At 71.3% G+C, this 3493-nt stretch carries 4 protein-coding genes; 2 read left to right on the top strand and 2 right to left on the bottom strand.

Annotated elements, in window-relative coordinates:
- Window positions 1–99: 99 nt before the first annotated feature.
- Window positions 100–720, bottom strand: a complete 621-nt coding sequence (locus tag D7V88_RS11055) for an outer membrane beta-barrel protein (protein ID WP_120540589.1) — start codon at window positions 718–720, stop codon at window positions 100–102.
- A 250-nt stretch (window positions 721–970) separates the two neighbouring features.
- Here D7V88_RS11055 and D7V88_RS11050 point away from each other — a divergent pair, with 250 nt between their 5' ends.
- Both D7V88_RS11050 and D7V88_RS11045 read left to right on the top strand, forming a co-directional pair.
- A complete protein-coding gene (locus D7V88_RS11050) occupies window positions 971–2305 on the top strand; it encodes an amidohydrolase (protein WP_120540588.1) in 1335 nt (444 codons plus the stop codon).
- Between the two features lie 120 nt (window positions 2306–2425).
- Window positions 2426–2944, top strand: a complete 519-nt coding sequence (locus D7V88_RS11045; RefSeq protein ID WP_120540587.1) for a hypothetical protein — start codon at window positions 2426–2428, stop codon at window positions 2942–2944.
- Between the two features lie 9 nt (window positions 2945–2953).
- Here the strand turns inward: D7V88_RS11045 and D7V88_RS11040 are convergent, their stop codons facing one another.
- Window positions 2954–3412 carry a YaiI/YqxD family protein gene (locus D7V88_RS11040; protein ID WP_120540597.1) on the bottom strand — a complete coding sequence of 153 codons (459 nt, stop codon included), beginning with the start codon at window positions 3410–3412 and terminating at the stop codon, window positions 2954–2956.
- Window positions 3413–3493 lie beyond the last annotated feature (81 nt).

Below are 3493 nucleotides of genomic sequence, written 5' to 3'. Positions count from 1 at the left end.
GGGAGAGGAGACGCGGGCGCTTCGGGGGGCCCGCACCTGCCCGGACGATACCTCAAGACTTTGGGACCCCCGCGAACACGGCCGCGGGTGGAAGTCCCGTCAGTAGCTGCCGCCAATCTGGAGCGTGCCCGCGTAGCGGCCATCCCCGGCGCCCAGGTCCTGCGCCCGCGCGAAGTCCTGCCCGAACAGGAAGCTGTAGGTGCCGCGTGCCTCCACCGTGAGCCGGGGTGTGAGCTGGTAGCGCGCGCCCAGGCCCACGGGTGCGTAGCCGCCCGTGTCGTCGAAGAACTGGAAGAAGTTCCCCGAGCGCACCGAGTAGCGCTCCATGCCGATGCCCGCGAGCGCGAACGGCTGGAGCCGCGTGGCGCTGAAGCCCAGCGTGAGGCCCGCCTGCGCTCCATTGCGCACGATGTCCGGGTTGCCGATGGAGGGACTCTCCGACACGGCGATGTTGCTGGCGCCGCCGCTGTAGCCCACCTCCAGGCCCAGGTAGTCGTTGGGGCGATAGCCGATGAGCACGCCGTAGGTCGGCCCCGGATCCAGGTTGGGCGCGAGCTTCCCCGTGTAGCCCTCCACGCCGAGTCCCAGCAGGAAGTAGGGGCCCCTCCACTCCATGTGGTGCCGCGACCGCACGGGTGCGTCATCCGGAGGTGCCTGGGCCCCCGCGGCTCCGCCCGTCAACCCCACCAGGCAGAGCCCCAGTCCGATGCCTCGCTTCATGACTGCTCCCTTTCCGCTGTTGTCTGCGCGTCTTCAAGGTGGCCTCCCAGGGATGGGCGGACAACGAACGGACAGGCGATTCCCCGAAGGCCCACGGCACCCTGGAGGGCCGGGCGCCCTGGGCCCCCCGCGAGCCCCCGCCCGCCTCCCGGCTTCCACCTGTGACACCCCTTGCGGAACTTCCACCTTGAGGGATGGCCGGCGCCATCACCCTCACCCCCAGCACGTCACCGGCCAGGGAGCGCAAGCAATGAACGACACCGGCACCCCGCATGTCTCGGAGAGCGAAACCCCCGAGGCCGACCTGAAGGACCGCGCGCGTCGCGTCCTGCAACACCTGGACGCGGTGTTGCCGGACGTGGACGCGCTCTACGGAGATCTGCACGAACACCCGGAGCTGTCCGGGGAGGAAGCGCACACGGCGGCGGAGGTGGCCCGAAGGCTTGCGGCCACGGGCTACGAGGTGAGTCAGGGCGTCGGCGGCCACGGCGTGGTGGGCGTGCTGTGCAACGGGGAGGGGCCCACGGTGCTGCTGCGTGGGGACATGGATGCGCTGCCCGTGGAGGAGAAGACAGGGCTGCCGTACGCGAGCCACGTGACGACGAAGGACGGCGTGCCGGTGATGCACGCGTGCGGCCACGACGTCCACACCGCGTGCCTGGTGGGTACGGCGGCCCTGCTGGCGCGCTCGCGCGATGCCTGGCGGGGCACGGTGATGGTGGTGGGGCAGCCGGCGGAAGAGACCTTGACGGGCGCGCTGGCGATGCTGGAGGACGGGCTGTATGCGCGCTTCGGCACGCCGGACGCCGTGCTGGGCCAGCACACCGCGCCGCTGCCGGTGGGCACCTTCATGCACCGCGAGGGCGTGACGATGATGGGCGCCACGAGCGTGCGCATCCGCCTCTTCGGCCGGGGGGCGCACGGGGCGCAGCCCGAGCTGTCGGTGGACCCGGTGGTGCTGGGGGCCAGCGTGGTGCTGCGCCTGCAGACCATCGTGTCGCGCGAACTGTCCCCGCTGGAGGCGGCGGTGGTGTCGGTGGGGCACTTCCAGGCGGGAAATCGCGCCAACGTGATTCCGGACGAAGCGCTGCTGGAGCTGACGGTGCGCACGGAGGACGGCGCGGTGATGGCCCGTGTCCTCGCCGCCATCGAGCGCATCGCGAAGGGCGAGTCCCTGGCCTCGGGCTCACCGAAGCCTCCCCAGGTGGAGGTGGTGGCGAGCACGCCGGTGAACCGCAACGACCCGGCGCTGATCCGCAGGGTTCGCGCCGCGCATGCGGAGTGGTTCGGGCAGGACGCGCTGGTGCCGGGCGTGCTCGCCACGGCGAGCGAGGACTTCCCCTTCTTCGCGCGCGGGCCGGAGCGCCCGGTGCCCACGGCGTACTGGTACGTGGGCATCACGCCGCTGAAGACCTGGGCGGAGGCGCCAGGAGAGACCCCGCTGGAGAAGGTGTCGCACGTGCCAGGGCCGCATTCGCCCTTCTACGCACCGGACCGGGCGGGCTCGCTGCGCAGGGGATGTGAGTCGCTGACCGTGGCGGCGCTGGCCTGCCTGCACGGGGGCAACACGCCCACCCACCACTGAGACGTGAGGGGAAGGGCGCGTCCGGGGACGGAGCCGCTGGCCCGGCCGGTTCCTGTCGCTTGCCCCGGACACAAGTGCCTCCACCTTGAATGACGGACGACACTTCTGGAGGAACCCCCGATGAAGCTTCCGCTCATGGCCGCGCTCACCGCCCTCCTGCTGGGAGGCTGTGCCCACGAGGGGTCCTCCCGTGCATCCGAGGACGCCAGTGGTACCGGAGGATCCGGTTCGCAGGCGCAGCGCACGGAGCCTCCGGTGGGAGCCAGTGACGAGCTGTCCTGGGACGCGGAGGCTTCCCCTCGCACGCAGGCGATGCTCCGCGACCACGGGATGAACTTCTATGGGGACACGGCCCCTGACGCGGCCACGGGAGGCTCTGGCACCTCCGGGCAGGCGTCGGCGGACGATTACATGTGCGTGGACGTCGACAAGGTGGGCACGGGCGGTTCGGGTGAGGCCACCACGGATCCCGTCAGGGCGGCGCCCCTGATTCCGCTCGTCACGCCGCAGAACCCCGGGGCGCGCCTGGACATCACCCCGGACGCCTGGAAGAAGAACAAGGCCATCGGCACCAGCCCCGTGTCGCCCTCGACGGGCACGCCCGCGGTGGAGGGCAGTGGCGGCGCGAGCGGCCGGTAGGCGACGGCCTCAGCCCTGCTGCTTCACGAGCCGGCTGAGTTCCCGGTCGAGCGTGGCGGCGAACTGCTGGCGGTCCTGCTGCGAGAAGCTGCTGGGGCCGCCGGTGGTGACGCCGCTGTCGCGCAGGTCCTGCATGAAGTTTCGCACCGACAGCCGCTCGTCGATGTTCTCCGGCGTGAAGAGCTCCCCGCGCGGATCCATCACCACCACGCCCTTGGGCACGAGGAGCGCGGCCAGCGGGATGTCCTGCGTGACGGCCAGGTCGCCTGTCTGCGCGGAGGTGGCGATGTGCCGGTCCGCCACGTCCAGCCCCGCGCCCACCTGCACCGTGGAGACATAGGCCAGTCGCGGCAGCGCCAGCGGCTTGTTCGCCACGAAGACGATGGGGACCTTCAGGCGCTGGACGGCGCGCAGGAGGATGTCCCGCACGGGGCCAGGGCATGCATCGGCATCAACCCAGATTTGCATGGGGTCCATCCTCGTCGATTCCACGGCGCGGGGAAGGCGGATGTGCTCCCCGGTTCCGATGGAGTCCGGGCGCCAACGGGG

The sequence above is a fragment of the Corallococcus terminator genome (assembly GCF_003611635.1).
Classification (GTDB): domain Bacteria; phylum Myxococcota; class Myxococcia; order Myxococcales; family Myxococcaceae; genus Corallococcus; species Corallococcus terminator.
Note: the sequence above shows the minus strand (reverse complement) of the source record. Positions and strands in the feature narration are given on the sequence as shown.

Coding starts and splice junctions, on each gene's coding strand:
- D7V88_RS11055 (WP_120540589.1), bottom strand. CDS start 720: ATGAAGCGAGGCATCGGACTGGGGCTCTGCCTGGTGGGGTTGACGGGC.
- D7V88_RS11050 (WP_120540588.1), top strand. CDS start 971: ATGAACGACACCGGCACCCCGCATGTCTCGGAGAGCGAAACCCCCGAG.
- D7V88_RS11045 (WP_120540587.1), top strand. CDS start 2,426: ATGAAGCTTCCGCTCATGGCCGCGCTCACCGCCCTCCTGCTGGGAGGC.
- D7V88_RS11040 (WP_120540597.1), bottom strand. CDS start 3,412: ATGCAAATCTGGGTTGATGCCGATGCATGCCCTGGCCCCGTGCGGGAC.